This window comes from Bacillus sp. SIMBA_031 (genome assembly GCF_046535225.1).
GTDB lineage: Bacteria > Bacillota > Bacilli > Bacillales > Bacillaceae > Bacillus > Bacillus velezensis.
On sequence record NZ_JAWRXC010000098.1, the window covers coordinates 1 to 324 of the forward strand.

The following is a 324-nucleotide window of genomic DNA, read 5'->3' on the forward strand; positions in this document are numbered from 1 at the left end:
GCTCGACAGGACGCTCGTCATCGTCACCCGCTGGTTCGGCGGTGTGCTGCTTGGCGCCGGCGGTCTGGTGCGCGCCTATGGCGGCACGGCCGCGGCCTGCCTCAGAGAGGCGGAGCTGGAAGAGACAATTCCTGCCGTCAGCGGCACCGTGCACCTGAATTTCCAGGAACTCGAGATGGTTCGCTCGAAACTGACGTCGCAGGGCATGGCGCGGATTACCGGCGAGCAGTTCGATCACGAGGGATGCCTGCTGACGCTCGAAATTCCAGAAATACACGCCGCAGAAGCCATCCTGCTGGTCACCAACCTGACCCGCGGCCGCGC

The 324-nt window shown here is 64.8% G+C and carries 1 protein-coding gene; it reads left to right on the forward strand.

Annotated features, from left to right (window positions below):
- On the forward strand, positions 1–324 hold a 324-nt coding region (locus tag SB724_RS19675; protein ID WP_410572469.1), incomplete at both ends, for a YigZ family protein.